Below are 14824 nucleotides of genomic sequence, written 5' to 3'. Positions count from 1 at the left end.
TCGGGTCGTATGCAAAAAGGGGCGACTTTCGGGTCGCCCCTCTTTTATTTTTAAAGTGAACACGCCAGCTTATGTCCAGACACCTCGACCGTGGGCGAGAAACGCTCATGGATATGTTCCACCGCCATCGCCAGGCCGATGAGCGTGGCCTTGCCGCCATGGCACTCGAGTGTGCATTGCAGACCGCTGAATACCGTCCGGAAGCACTTGTCTGGAAAGGTATCGGGGCCCTGCCACAAGACCCTAAGCTTGCCTTTATTTATTTGCTCAACGCCGCCCATGCGTTTCCTTTGCGTGCGGACATTCATGCCTTGCTCGGGCGTAGCATCATTGCCCAGGGCCACGCTTCACTCGCCAATCGCTATCTGAACGGCGTCTGGCAAAAAATGCCTGACGACCCGTCGCTGCGCATGATGCTCTGGCAAGCACGCAGCCTGTCGGAAACGCCTGAAGACTTGCGGCGCATCATTCTGGCGCACCTGCCTGACATTACTGCAGCCAACGAGCTGGCCTTTGTGCTCAAGCTGCTGGCCGCGCAAAGCGGGTTGCCCGGCACACTGGGCGTGGTCCGTTACCTGACTGACGTGCAGGAGATTCACGGCTGGGCCATTGACCTGCATAACGTGCAGGCACCTGCCTCTTTGCAACTGGAAGCCAACGGCCAACTGATCAGCATGCTTGCCAGCGCGCCGCATCCGCTACTGACCGCCGCAGGGCTGCCTGCAACCCACGGCGGTATCCGCATCAAGGTGCCCAACGCTACTCCGTCGGTGCAGGTGCGCTTCGATACTGGCGCACCTTTGCTGGGCAGTCCGGTCTCGGCAATGCCGGTGTTCGCCGCGCCACCCGTCGCCTTGAAAGTGGGTGAAAAACAGCCTGTCGACGTGCTCATTCCCGTCTACGACGGTCTGGCGGAAACCCTTGAGTGCATCAACAGTGCGCTGGAGGCACGCAAACTCAATCGCACGCCTCATCGCCTGGTGGTGATCGAGGACGCAACGCCGGTTCCCGCGCTGCGCAAAGCCCTGAAGGTGCTCGCTGGCAAAGGCAAGATCACACTGGTGCAGAACCCCATCAACCTGGGCTTCATCCGTAGCATGAACCGTGCGATGGCACTAAGCCCACGGCAGGACGTGGTCTGGCTGAACGCCGACACACGCGTGCATGGCGATTGGCTGGACCGCCTGCGCAACGTGGCCTACAGCGACGAAGCGATTGCTTCGGTCACACCGTTCACCAATAACGGCGAGTTGATGAGCTTTCCTGAAAGCCGTTTCAGCCACCCGATGCCCAGCGCACGCGAACAGGCACAACTGGACGACCTTGCACGCCAGACCGATAGCCCGGCCATGGAGATCGAAACCGGCTGTGGCTTTTGTCTGTACATCAAACGCAGTGCCTTGGACAACGTTGGCTATCTGGACGAAGTCGAGCTATTGCGCGGTTATGGCGAAGAAACCGATTGGTGCCTGCGCGCGCGCGGCCAGGGCTGGCGTCATGCAGGAGCACCCAACGTATTTGTCGCGCATCAGGGCGGGATTTCGTTCGGTGCGGAAAAGGCGCTGCGGGTGGCGCACAACAATGCCATTCTCAAGCGCCGCTACCCTGACGCCTCGTCGCGCTATGAAAACTTCTGCCTGCGCGACCCGATCAGACCAGCCCGTCAGGCCCTGCAACGCGCACGTGTTGCGCAACTGGCCGCACACCTGACGACGCCACAACTGAAACAGTTGCACATCGGTAACAGTGAAGCGCGGCAAGCACCGTTCAGCCTGACCTGGCGCAACAACGGCCAGCATGCGGAGGCGACGCTGCAGGCCAACGTGCTGCCGCTGACGTTCAGCCTCGACTACGAGCTGCCTGCCGACAACGAGCAACTGCTGCAAGACCTGCGCAGCCTGCCATTGGAGGAACTGATCTATCACAACCTGGCCAACTGCCCGCTCGAGTTTTACGCACTGGCGGCACAGTTGGAAAAGCCCTACCGAATCATCTGTCGTGACGATGCCCTGCTTGAACCGAACGCTCGCTGCGACTGGCCGAGTTTCGCCGGACAGGCACAGAGCATCCAGTTGCCATGGAATGCCTTGCGCGAACGCTACGCCGCAGCGCTGCCGCAGGCCACCCTCCTGATCGAGTCGATGTCGCAGAGCGTGGCGGCAAACGAGACAGTGCCGGGCACCTTGATAATCGCAGACAGCCTTTCAGGTGCTGACATTGCCGGGCGGTGGCTGGAACTGGGCAGGCGTATAACACGTGAAAAATTGCCCCTGATATTGCTCTTGGCGAGTGACAGCCCCTGGAGCAAAACCCTGCTCGCCACTGGCGCAATTCATGCATTGCCCATCACGCATGGCCTGAGCCTGGCCGACGCGGTTTTGATCGCCGGGTGCACAGCCGCACTGAGTCTGGAGCAAAACCCCGGCGCATCCTGGCGCGCTGCGGACCTGGCCGCCGAGCTGGGCCTTCCGCTTTACGCACCACCGGGGCCGGTCGCCAATGAAGCTGGAGCATTACCGATCAACACATTACCTATTTCATCGAGTCGGGCCTGATGTCAGAAAAAATCCTGGTTACCTCCGGCAGCACCGGGCAGCCCCTCACGGATACACACTTCAGAGGCGCCATCATTGGCCTGTATGGCGACGTGTTACAAGGCTGGGCGCTGAATGGCCTGAAGCCCGATGAGCGTCTGGTGGTCGAGGTTTACATCGACGGTGCCTGTGTTTCATTGGTAAGAGCTGATCAGTTCCACCCTGATCCAGAAGCAAGCGATCAATTTCACGGCTTTGGCGTACAGCTGCGGCAAAGCTGGCTGGACAATGCGAAACACATCAGTGCCAGAGTCGCCAACAGTGACTGCTGGCTTGCTGGCGACCTGCAATTGCCCACTACGCCCAGCGCAGAGCCGGCACCCATTGCGTCTCAAGTCTGGCACAGCGGTGGCCTGCGGCTCGGCGGGTGGGCATGGGATCCGGATGCGCCACAGCGCCATGTACAGATCACCGTGCGCGAAGGCAGCCGGGTACTTGGCCAGATGACTTGTGATACTCATCATCAGGCGCTGGTCTATCGCGCTACCAGTGACCACGGTTTCAGTTTCGATCTGCCTTGGGAGCTGGCCGATGGCAAGCCACATACGCTGGACATCGAAAACGATCTGGGGCATAGGCTGTCCGGCAGCCCGATAACCGTGTGTTGCTGGCACGACGGGCTGGAAGGCTTGCTCAAACAGCACGAGCGCACACCCACCGAGCAAAATCTGGAACTGCTCACGCAGGTTGCAGCGGATCTGGCACTGCGCCTGCCGAAAAGTGCAGGCTTTCATCATTACCCGCAGTGGTATGAACGCTTTAGGCCTGTTGCGCCGAAAGATGGTCAGCCGCAGCCATGCAGAATCGGCCTGCTGTTGATCAGTGAAGGCGACGCCAGGCTGGAAACCGACAGCCTCGCCAGCCTGAAGACCCAACGATCAGCGCCCCATCAATTGGTCAAAGCAGTTGCGGGTGACTTGCTACCTGCTCTCAAGCAGTTGCTGGAGGCCGGCTGCGACGCCGTGGTCCCGATGATGGCCGGCGATCGTCTGGCTCCCTATGCACTGGAACACCTCGGCGCACTGCTTACCGACGGCCATGCCTGGGGTTATTCCGATTGTGACCGGGATGGCCCGCAAGGCGAACGCAGCCTGCCGTGGATGAAGCCGGTATGGGACATCGACCTGTTCATCGGCGCTGATATCTTTACCCCCGGCGCAATCTTCGGCGCTGCGATCATCGACCAGGCTCTGGCCCTGCTACCTGCAACAGACGGCCAGCAGCCTCTTGACTGGCACCATCTGAGCGCAGCCATCGCCCTTGCCACTGAAACCAGTCAGGCCGTCGTCGCGCACTTGCCGCAGGTGCTCTACCATCGCAGCCAGTTCGCAGCGGCCAGCCCCGAACAGGCAGAGCCCTCAAGCCAACGCCTAAACGCGATTGCCTGGATGAGCGAAAGCCTTGCAACGGGTGCAAACGTTACGCAAGTACCTCACTTCCCGGCACTGCTGCGCACGCAGTGGCCATTACCGGCCACCCTGCCCCGCGTCAGCCTGATCGTGCCGACACGCGACCAGCTCGGACTGCTACGCGCCTGCGTCGAAGGGCTACTGACCGCGACCGATTACCCGAACCTGGAAATCATCGTTGTCGACAACCAGTCCAGCGACCCGCACACCCTGAGTTATCTGGAAGAGTTGTCCGGGCGCGGCGTGAAGGTGCTGCCTTACCCTCACCCGTTCAATTACTCCGCGATCAACAACTACGCCGTCACCCATGCTTCAGGTGAGCTGATCGGGCTGGTCAACAACGACATTGAAATCATCGGGGCTGGCTGGCTCAATGAAATGGTCAGCCAACTGCTGCGTCCGGGTATCGGCGCAGTGGGGGCTAAATTGCTGTGGCCCAATCGTATGGTGCAGCATGGCGGCGTGGTCGTTGGCGTCAATGGCCTGGCCGCGCACACTGGCAATCACCTGGAACAACGCGACCCCGGCTATCTGGGAATGAATCAGATCACACGACGCCAAAGCGCTGTCACGGCTGCGTGTCTGTTATTACGCAAGTCTGTGTTCGACGCACTGCACGGACTGGATGAACAGGCCTTCCCGGTCGCCTTCAACGATGTGGACCTGTGCCTGCGTATCAGGCAACAAGGCCTGAACCTGATATGGACGCCCTTCGCAGAACTCATCCACGCTGAATCAGCCAGCCGCGGCAAAGACCAGACCCCGGAGAAACGTGCCCGCGGTCAGCGTGAGCAACAAGGCTTTATCGAACGCTGGTCCCAGTCAGGCCAGAGCGACCCGTATTATCATCCGGCGCTGAGCCTGGACTATTTGAGTGGACCTTATGGGGGGTTGGCGATGCCGCCAAGGGATAGCAGAACAAGAATGAATAATCCCATAAGGGCGTCCAAGTGATCGGAACAGAATTTCTGGCCTGTAAACAGGCATCAGATCGCGTAATCAACGCCGCCTGGGGAAAGATCGAAGTCATCCAAGGCAGGCCAGACGTTTCTGACAATCTGTCATTTTTAATGACTCTCAAGAATTAATGGCGTGAAAATGAATAACACTTCTGTTTATGGCGGCGCTGGCCCGGAAGTCAGTACGGGCCTTAAATCCACTAAAGGCGGCCCAGGTTTTGAAAAAAACCAGTCACGAAAAGAGATGACCATGCTGATCGATGCAGAAATCGAAGCAACCCTGCAGCGGCTGGAAGCATTCAGGTCGGAGTTGAGAAGGGTCACCGCTGAAGAACAGGAGGAAAAAGCATTTCAGCAGCACAGACAGCTCGAGCAGCTTAATGATGTGTTGTCTGAAAACCAGCTTCTGCTAGAAAAACTTCACGAGGCACAGGAAGCCTACGAGCGACTGATGAAGCGTGATGAATTGAATACGCAGGCATTGAGCCAGCAATCAAGTCGACTCAGGCACGTATTGAAAAAGTTCCCAACCCACTGGGAAGTGGAACGTTTGGAAGTGGAGCGCCTGAAGGATGAGCGCTCAGCAGAAGTCGTTCAGTGGCACATCCACAACGCTTATTTGGGCGATGAACTGATTCCTTTAATCAAAATAAAAACCTATTGTTTTAAGAGTAACGTAGAAGTTTTTATTCAGCGAACTGATAAACAAAATTCTAACTGGATCAGTTGGCCTTATAGCCTTACAGACAAGGAAGTTTTTCCATGCACGCCTATTCAGGATCATCCATACCAAGGCACAAATTGGCTGCTGAGCTCATTGGGAACGAGCGATTGGAAAAAGCTGAAGGAATTGTTCAAGAGAATGGCAAGCGCTCTTGGTAAAGGAACGAACACTGCGGTGCCAAAAAACGTCAACGCTAGATTACTTGGAGACGGGTTGGCAAAGCTGGTGGAGCTACTGGATAACTGGCCACTCTCTTTACGCTATGACAAAGTGACATTGACTAAAACGATTCAAACTGAACACTACCGCTCGCTCGGCATTTTACTAAGCAACGTGAGCTTGGGTGAGCAGCGTTGGGATAGCCTTGAATACAACTTGGCAACGGTCGATGAGAATGGAGGATTTGGAGAAAATCCTCGTCTGGAGTTTCCTGAAAGCACGCGAAATGTCATTGAAAATTGGTTTGTGGAGAGCGAAGACGGACGCGGGTTACGATTAGAGCTGCGTTTTGCCCACCCACAAGCCATCGATACAAACGTATGGCAGCTTCTCTCGGATTCAGACCAAATACTGATAGCCGCCTTGGTAAGTAATTTGTCGGTTCAGCTGGGCATACTGGAAAGAGAAGCGGATAACAAGTCACTGCGCTGGACGGAGTGGCAGGAATTAGGTAACGCGGTGAGAGAGATCATGGTTAATAATATGAGAAATCATCGACGTACCTTGGCATGACCTATGACTCGCGCTCTTTGGCTATGCCACAGCAGCAGATGAACCGTAGGCTTAATATCGCCTAATTAAAATCTATTCACGGGCTTGCACTTTATGAAAAATGTTCCGATCCAGTCTTTGATGACTCAAGCAAACCTCGCGATGAGAGAGCATGATTACGACAAGGCTTTAGAGCTTTATACGCTGGCAGTTGAACAAAACCCCTCTCTAAGCTCGCTTATTGAGTTCAATATAAAGCTTGCCAAGCAGCGTAGAGATGCAGCCGACATACTCTCTGCTGCGGCAGCCCAGCCTGCTCGCCTGTTACAACGAGAATTAAGTGAAAGCATTGCGCCGGTCGAAATATCGACCCAGATTGAGCCAACATTTACCCCAGTAAAAATTATTGACGATTATACGTGGCAGATTGATTTTAGCGAGCTACCCACCGAAACAGTCAGTATTTTCGAAGCAAAACCAGAGACCGAAAAAGACCTTATAAAAGATCTAGCCTTGGCGATACGCAGCCATAGCAGGGTTGACGATGGTGTCGATTACAGCTATGCGAGTGGTGCCTCCCCCAAAGTAAATTCTTTTGTTTATGAAGCAATAGCATCTTCGAAACTTTTCGATAAAGCATGGTATATAAAAACTTATCTTGACGTTGCACTGAGCGGCATAGACCCCGTCATCCATTATATGAGATACGGCTGGAAAATGGGGCGGGACCCTAGCACCAAGTTTTCGACCATTGCTTATTTTGAATTAAATCCAGACGTTTATTCGGCACAGATAAATCCTTTGGAGCATTATATTTTCCAAGGCCTCATGGAGGGTCGAAACTTTAAGCGCTTCTTGAAAATTGAAGAATTGGGAACTATTGACAGTCCTCCGATCAAACGCGGAACCTATAGCTTCATACCAGAGAAAACAGTCAAAACGATTTGCCTTTTTCTTCCTCAATTCCATGCCATACCCGAAAATGACAAATGGTGGGGAAAAGGATTCACTGAGTGGACTAACGTGCAACCCGCGAAGCCTCAGTTTGAAGGTCATTATCAACCTCATGTTCCCCATGAGGACGTGGGCTACTATAATTTATTGAAATCGGAAACTTTAAAACGCCAAATTCTTCAAGCTAAAGACTACGGGATTGATGGCTTCTGTTTCTATTTCTACTGGTTCGACGGGAAACGTTTGCTTGAAAAACCCATAGAAATGTTTCACAAGGACAAAAGTCACTCGATGCCTTTCTGCCTTTGCTGGGCCAATGAAAACTGGTCTCGCCGCTGGGACGGCAATGAGTCCGATGTGTTAATGGCACAAAAACACTCTGATCAAGATGATTTGAAGTTCATAAAATATATAAAAAAATATATTTCTGATAAAAGATATATTTGTGTAGACGGAAAACCTTTGGTCGTCGTCTATCGACCTGCCGAACTTCCGGATGCAAAAAGGACTGCTAAGATCTGGCGTGACTACTGCCGGAAAGATGGTATAGGTGAAATATATCTTGCCATGACGAATTCTTTTGAAAAATCTCATCCTGATGATTTCGGCTTTGACGCCGTTGTAGATTTCACACCCAATAGCGCAGGTCTTTCGCCATCATCAGCATTGTTGGAAAATCTGCCCGATGAATTTGAAGGGGGATTGTTTAACTACGAAAACTTAGTAGTTCAGAGTGATAATTACCGAAAAGAAGATTTCACCATATTCAGAGGTGCATGCCCTTCATGGGACAATACCGCACGTAAAAAAAATAAAGGCTATATTTTCCTAAACAGCTCACCGCTGCTTTATCAGAAGTGGCTGGACAATTCCATAAAATATGTCAACGAATACAACAAGGGCAGTGGAGAAAACCTGATATTCATCAATGCCTGGAATGAATGGGCAGAAGGTGCCCATTTGGAACCTGACCAGAAATATGGTTATGCTTATTTAGAATCAACTAAAATGTCTTTGGTAAAAGCGGCAGCAGCCAGAGCTGAAAAAATCAAAGCAGATAATAACAAACTAGCCATTGTAATCCACGCTTTTTACGTAGACATACTTAAAGAATTCATTTCAAAAATCCAGGAGAACGTTTCCTCCTTAAAAATAAAACTTTATGTTTCCACGCCTTATGAAAATGAGAAAGAGGTAGAAGCACTGTTGAACGATTCAGGCATCCCTTATCTGCTGGCTGGCGTTCAAAATCTGGGTAGAGACATACTCCCGTTCATGCACTTGGCGCGCATCGTTGCGAAAGATGAATACCCCATCATATTGAAGTTGCACACTAAACGATCCAAACATCGCGAAGACGGTGATAAATGGCGCAATGAACTTGTTGACAAATTGGTGAGTGATGGGGCGCTTTATAAAAATCATCAGGCACTTATCAAGAACCAAAGTATAGGTGTTCTATCGCCTAGCGGGCACCTTGTTCCATTAAAAAACCATTGGGGTGGAAACGCTGAAAACTGCGCACGGCTAGCCAATCGCTTGGGTTTCGAATTCGAAGAAATTATTGACAAGGAGTTTCCCGCCGGAACAATGTTCTTTGCGCAGACGAAAGCATTATTGCCACTTCTAAACTTAGCTATTGATGAAGATGACTTTGACGAAGAGCTGGGGCAAACAGACGGTACATTCGCTCACGCCATCGAACGCATTATATCAATCAGTAGCCTTGCAGCAGGGCTCGATACGGTCGAACAGACGAGTAAAAAATCCAAAAAACCGTACGCCTTTGCGAAAATTGGTTAAGGAATAAGCGGGTCATGGGCATAAAAGTAAAGCTGGCTGCTATTGCGAAAGACGAAGGAGCCTATATACCGCAATGGATATATCATCATTTATCTTTTGGCTTTGACGAGATTGAAATCTGGTTAAACAACACTGTCGACGTTTCTGAGACTATGCTCACTGCATTAGTCGAGCATTACGGGTCGGACGTGATTAAATTCAGGAATGCAGATGTGTTCCTGAAGCAATGCTTGGAAGAAGATTTGCCGTTTCAACAAAGAGCCTACTCAAAGATTTATTTTGAAACATTACTGGAATCAACCTGCTCTCATATTATATTTCTTGACCTTGATGAGTTCTGGACTCCTAGAAATTTCAAAACGTCAATCAAAGATTACATTCTTGAGTCTGCATCATTCGATGCTATCTCATTCCAGTGGGCTATAGACTCGCCCGACCGTCTCAGGCACGTTTTTAGCCCACCGTTCTCCAACATTAATATTGTACAAAAGAACAGACACCTAAAAACGCTTGTCAAAATAACTACGCAAATGGAAGAGCTATCCATACACAACCATTTGATTTATGAAGGGCTGTATCTGCTCGACAATAAAATTGTGTTCTCCGAAGATGATGAAGAGACTCAAAAAAAATCGTTGGCCCCGCTTACATTTTTTGAAGAAACCAAGGCGTCGTTAAATGACGATGCGTTTATTCTTCATCAGATCAATAGATCCTCCATAGAATACATGTCATCCCTTCTGCGTGGCCGGGGTCATAAAAATGATGACAATATTTTTAAAGTAAATAGAGCAGGTTACTTGGCAGATCTGGATTCAGGTCCTGGCATTCCGTTCAAAATTGACGCTCGCTTGCTTGAAAACTATGACTCAGGCTTTGAAGACTTCTTGCACAACACCGGAATCAGAACATTGCTCTCCGAGGCCAGGCAGTTCATTTTTGAGCGGTTTTATAAAGCAGTTGCGCTGATTAGATCCAACCCCGAACTGTTGTCCAGATACAGAGAACAGCTAAAGGGCGTCAAGATAAATGATCTTATTTCTGACTCTTTAAAAATGGAGAGTGTTTTTCTTTCGGTTGACGTACTACTTTTGACTGAGCACAACCGCTCTATACAAGTCGAAGGATGGACGTTCGACGCCCTGTCAAGCACCAAGCCGGAAATTTCAGTTTTTTATAGCGGCAGCGCTGATATTCATATACACATAGGCTATGTTTATCGATCCGATGTGCTGGAGCTTTATCCTGACGCTGACAGTGATGCGGGCTTCGTGATGACGCTAACCAAAAGTACATCAGAATCCTTTTATTCGTCAGAACAGATCAAGCTACTTTTGACTTATGCGTCGACTCACAAAGAGATAACATTTAACCTAAGTGACCTAAAAATCTTACCGTAGATGCGTCATTCCAGCACTACTAAAACGAGCGCCAGATGAAAATTGCAATTGTTGGAACAGGTTATGTTGGAGTATCGAATGCCATACTGCTTGCTCAACATAATGAAGTGATACTTCTGGATGTCCTCAAAGAGAAAGTGGACGCTATAAATTCCCGTCATGCGCCTATGTCGGACCCAGAAGTTAAAGATTACTTGTCGTCAAGAATTTTGAATCTACGGGCTACGCTAGTTGATTCGGAGGCCTACTTGGGAGCCGACTATATCATCATCGCAACGCCTACCGACTACGACCCCATCACCAATTTTTTTGACACATCATCAGTCGAATCAATAATTGCAAATGCACTTAAACTTCACTCGAGTGCCACTATAATAATTAAATCGACAGTTCCTGTCGGCTTTACACAGCGCATGCGCGAAAAATTCGACTCTAAGAATATAATTTTTTCGCCTGAGTTCTTGCGAGAGGGCCGAGCACTCTATGATAATCTTCATCCGTCAAGAATTGTTGTGGGTGATCGCTCAGAAAAAGGACAATGCTTTGCTCAAATGCTACTGGATGGCACTAAGAAAAAGGACACGCCCATCCTGCTGACTGAATCAACAGAAGCTGAAGCTATCAAGCTTTTTGCCAACACCTACTTGGCCATGCGCGTAGCTTATTTCAACGAACTGGATACCTATGCCGACATTCACAACCTGCAAACAAAACAAATAATTGAAGGTGTAAGTCTTGATCCACGCATAGGGGAGCACTATCATAATCCATCATTTGGCTACGGAGGGTATTGCCTGCCTAAAGATTCTAAACAATTACTGGCCAACTATGCTGATGTACCTAATACTCTTGTGCGAGCAATTGTCGAGTCGAACTCTACGCGAAAAGACTATATCGCCAACGCAATCTCAAATCTGAATCCTAAGACCGTCGGTATTTATCGGCTTATCATGAAGACAGGATCAGATAACTTCAGAACCTCTTCAATACAAGGTATCATGAAAAGGCTGGTCGCTAGAGGCATTAACGTGATCGTTTATGAGCCAGTTTTGGAAGAGACAGAATTTTTTGGATCAAAAGTTGTTGTGAACCTGAATACCTTCAAAAAAATGTCTGATGTTATCGTTGCCAATCGATTGTCTGGGGACATTATGGATTGCCTGGAAAAAGTGTACACCCGAGACTTGTTTGGTGAAGATTGAAACGCAATAGAGGAATATGCGCCATGAGTGAGCTAAAAAGCCTTAAAGATCTTTATATGTGCCATCAAGGACTTATTTCAGACAAATGGAGCCTTTATATTTCAGCTTATTCTCGTTTGTTCAATTCGTTACGGGACAAGCCTCTGGCACTGCTTGAAATTGGTGTTCAGAACGGCGGATCGCTCGACATCTGGAGTCAGTTTTTTTCAAAAGCCACTCACATCATAGGCTGTGATATTAATCCGGCCTGCTCCCAGCTAAAGTATGTCTCCAGCAACATCAACGTTATCATAGGCGATATCAATCAGCCCAGCACATTGTCTTCCATTGCTTCATTGTCGAGCGAGTTTGATATTATTATTGATGATGGATCCCACGTTAGCTCAGACATCATAAAGTCTTTCAGTAATCTGTTTTCGCGCTTGCGATACGACGGTATTTATGTTGCTGAAGACCTGCATTGCAGTTACTGGGCTGACTATGAGGGCGGCCTAGAGCATCCTTCATCTGGCATCCACTTTTTCAAGGCCTTATGTGACATCATTAACCACGAGCATTGGGGTCTCCCAATTTCACGACTCGAACGGCTTTCTGCTTTTTGCATCACGGCAGGTCTTACTGAGGAGCTGTTATCAGAGATTTACTCGGTAGAGTTCATTAACTCTATATGCATCGTTCAACGCAGAAAAGCCTCGGAGACTCAGTTGGGGGTTAGAATTGTCAAGGGTGACAGAGATCTAGTAGTCCCGGTTCAACACCTTGACGGCTCGGTGAGCAACGCACCGAGGCAACGTTCTCATGCTACCTCCCCAAGCCCAGAGAATAATTCCGAATTCAATAGTGAAAACGTTGTCACTGTCGAGTCAAAACATGATAAAAAAGACGGAGATTCTGCAGACGAAACAGCAATTATTGCCGCCCTCGAAGCCGAAAAACTGCGATTGAATGAGCAGCTTCAGTTCATTGAAGCCCAGTTGGCGAATATTAGCGACGCACGACTGAAGAGCGGCTTGGCTTAACGCACACCCTTTGATCAAACATTAATTCAAGAGTCCCCCAATGATCCTAGTCACAGGCGGAGCCGGCTTCATCGGTTCGAATTTCGTTCTGCAATGGTGCGCTCGCAATGACGAGCCGGTATTGAACCTGGACGCGCTGACCTATGCCGGCAACCTGGCCAACCTGCAGTCGCTGGAAGGCAACGAGCAGCATCGCTTCATCCACGGCAACATCGGTGACGCCGAGCTGTTGAGCCGGCTCTTTGCCGAGCATCGTCCGCGGGCTGTGGTGCATTTCGCTGCAGAGTCGCATGTGGATCGCTCGATTACCGGCCCGGAAGCGTTTGTCGAGACCAACGTAATGGGTACCTTCCGTTTGCTGGAAGCTGCCCGTGCGTACTGGAACGGCCTGGATTCGGTAGACAAGGCTGCATTTCGCTTCCTGCATGTATCCACTGATGAAGTGTATGGCACGCTGGGCGCCAACGACCCGGCTTTTACCGAAACAACGCCCTACCTGCCGAACAGCCCCTACTCGGCCAGTAAGGCTGCCAGTGATCACTTGGTGCGTTCCTACCATCACACCTACGGCATGCCGGTGCTGACCACCAACTGCTCGAACAATTACGGGCCGTTCCACTTTCCGGAAAAGCTTATTCCGCTGATGATCGTCAACGCGTTGGCTGGCAAGGCGCTTCCCGTCTATGGTGATGGACAGCAGATCCGCGACTGGTTGTACGTCGAAGATCATTGCTCGGGTATTCGCCGTGTTCTGGAAGCCGGTGCGCTGGGCGAGACCTATAACATTGGCGGCTGGAACGAGAAGGCCAATATCGATATCGTGCAGACGCTTTGCGCGTTGCTCGACGAACTGGCCCCAGCCGCTACGCGTCAGGTCATCAATCAGAAGACGGGCCAGCCAGTCAGCGCCTACGCCGAGCTGATTACCTACGTGACCGACCGCCCGGGGCATGACCGCCGCTATGCTATTGATGCACGCAAGATAGAACGCGAGCTGGGCTGGAAACCTGCGGAGACGTTCGAGACAGGTATTCGCAAGACCGTGGAATGGTATCTGGCCAATCAGCCGTGGGTAACGGGTGTCATGGATGGAAGTTACCGTGACTGGATCGTGCAACAGTATGAGGTCAGCGACATATGAAAATTTTGCTGCTGGGCAAGAACGGACAGGTTGGCTGGGAGCTGCAGCGCTCTCTGGCCCCGCTGGGCGAAGTGATCGCGCTGGATCGTCAGGGTGCCGATGGCCTGTGCGGAGACCTTGCCGATCTGGAGCGCCTGACTGCCACGGTTCGTACGCTGGCGCCTGATGTGATCGTCAACGCTGCGGCCTACACCGCTGTGGACAAGGCTGAGAGCGAGCCGGATCTGGCGATGCTGATCAACGGCGAAGCGCCCGGCGTGCTCGCTCGGGAAGCTGCGGCGCTGGGCGCGTGGCTGATTCATTACTCCACTGACTACGTGTTTGATGGCAGCGGCGAAGCGCAGTGGCACGAGGACGGGGCTACCGGCCCGTTGTCGGTCTATGGCCGTAGCAAACTGATGGGCGAGCAAGCCATTAAGGCCAGCGGTGCCAAGGCGTTTGTACTGCGCACCAGCTGGGTGTATGCGGCGCGCGGCCATAACTTTGCCAAGACCATGCTGCGTCTGGCCGCCGAGCGTGAGTCGTTGAACGTAGTGGCAGACCAATACGGCGCACCGACCGGTGCCGAGTTGATCGCCGACGTGACTGCGCAGATCCTGCATCGAGTGCGCGTCGATCAAAACCCTACGGCACTGGCTGGCGTCTATCACCTGGCCGCAGCCGGTGAAACGTCGTGGCACGGCTTTGCCCGGTTCGTTCTGGAGCACGCCGCACGTAATGGCGCAGCACTGAAAGTATCGCCCGACCAGATCGGCGCGATCCCTACGGAAGCTTATCCACTGCCGGCACCGCGTCCGCACAATTCCCGGCTGGCTTTGGGTAAACTCGAAACCGCTTTTCAATTGAAGATGCCGCCCTGGCAACAAGGCGCACAACGCATGCTGGATGAAATTCAGCGCTAAGGACTC

General features: G+C 51.3%; 9 protein-coding genes. All 9 read left to right on the top strand.

The window, feature by feature from the left end; genetic code table 11:
• Window positions 1-107: 107 nt before the first annotated feature.
• The 9 genes from MME58_RS04605 (at window position 108) to rfbD (ending at window position 14818) form a co-directional block, all read left to right on the top strand.
• Window positions 108-2555, top strand: coding sequence for a glycosyltransferase family 2 protein (locus MME58_RS04605; RefSeq protein WP_055006107.1), 2448 nt, complete (start codon window positions 108-110; stop codon window positions 2553-2555).
• On the top strand, window positions 2555-4957 hold the full coding sequence (locus tag MME58_RS04600; protein WP_055006106.1) for a glycosyltransferase family 2 protein: 2403 nt from the start codon (window positions 2555-2557) through the stop codon (window positions 4955-4957). Before MME58_RS04605 ends, MME58_RS04600 begins: the two co-directional genes overlap by 1 nt.
• A 144-nt stretch (window positions 4958-5101) precedes the next feature.
• Window positions 5102-6418, top strand: coding sequence for a hypothetical protein (locus MME58_RS04595; RefSeq protein ID WP_147470817.1), 1317 nt, complete (start codon window positions 5102-5104; stop codon window positions 6416-6418).
• A 120-nt stretch (window positions 6419-6538) separates the two neighbouring features.
• Window positions 6539-9154 carry a glycoside hydrolase family 99-like domain-containing protein gene (locus tag MME58_RS04590; RefSeq protein WP_233590945.1) on the top strand — a complete coding sequence of 872 codons (2616 nt, stop codon included), beginning with the start codon at window positions 6539-6541 and terminating at the stop codon, window positions 9152-9154.
• A gap of 14 nt (window positions 9155-9168) precedes the next feature.
• Window positions 9169-10554 (top strand): glycosyltransferase family 2 protein, encoded by a 1386-nt coding sequence (locus tag MME58_RS04585; RefSeq protein WP_055006103.1) that lies wholly within the window; start codon window positions 9169-9171, stop codon window positions 10552-10554.
• A gap of 35 nt (window positions 10555-10589) precedes the next feature.
• Window positions 10590-11756, top strand: coding sequence for a nucleotide sugar dehydrogenase (locus tag MME58_RS04580; RefSeq protein WP_055006102.1), 1167 nt, complete (start codon window positions 10590-10592; stop codon window positions 11754-11756).
• A gap of 23 nt (window positions 11757-11779) precedes the next feature.
• Complete coding sequence (locus tag MME58_RS04575; RefSeq protein ID WP_055006101.1) at window positions 11780-12775, top strand: class I SAM-dependent methyltransferase; 996 nt, start codon at window positions 11780-11782, stop codon at window positions 12773-12775.
• A gap of 40 nt (window positions 12776-12815) precedes the next feature.
• Window positions 12816-13916, top strand: a complete 1101-nt coding sequence (gene rfbB, locus MME58_RS04570) for a dTDP-glucose 4,6-dehydratase (RefSeq protein ID WP_055006100.1) — start codon at window positions 12816-12818, stop codon at window positions 13914-13916.
• Window positions 13913-14818, top strand: a complete 906-nt coding sequence (gene rfbD, locus MME58_RS04565; protein WP_055006099.1) for a dTDP-4-dehydrorhamnose reductase — start codon at window positions 13913-13915, stop codon at window positions 14816-14818. The genes rfbB and rfbD overlap by 4 nt, the downstream gene beginning before the upstream one ends.
• The last annotated feature ends 6 nt before the right edge of the window (window positions 14819-14824 follow it).

Source organism: Pseudomonas syringae pv. tagetis (assembly GCF_022557255.1).
GTDB lineage: Bacteria > Pseudomonadota > Gammaproteobacteria > Pseudomonadales > Pseudomonadaceae > Aquipseudomonas > Aquipseudomonas caricapapayae.
The sequence above is the reverse complement of the archived record's forward strand: the minus strand, read 5'-3'. Positions and strand labels throughout refer to the sequence as shown.